The 240-nt window shown below is 55.0% G+C and carries 1 protein-coding gene; it reads right to left on the bottom strand.

Translation table 11 applies throughout. The features are described from left to right. The coding region (locus tag CVH10_RS27110) for a hypothetical protein (RefSeq protein WP_219925097.1) at positions 1 to 240 on the bottom strand (240 nt) is incomplete at both ends.

Genomic DNA, 240 nt, shown 5'->3' with positions numbered 1-240 from the left:
GGAAGCCATGTGTAGAACTCATCAACAGCTTCTCGGTAGTCGGAGACCAACTGTGAGATGTCGATCCGCTCACCCTGACTGTCGAGATACCGTTTTGCACGAGATCCCCACCTGTCCCACTTCTGCAAGCGTTCGACATCGAGGCTGATGTGTTGGTTGATCTCACCGTCGTGGCCGCTGGAGATTCCGGCGCTGATGGGCAGTACACGATTGTGTGAGACGAAGTTCCGCAGATTCTGG

Origin of the sequence: Halomonas sp. ND22Bw (genome assembly GCF_003011945.1) — a bacterium.
Lineage (GTDB): Bacteria > Pseudomonadota > Gammaproteobacteria > Pseudomonadales > Halomonadaceae > Halomonas > Halomonas halophila.
Note: the sequence above shows the minus strand (reverse complement) of the source record. Positions and strands in the feature narration are given on the sequence as shown.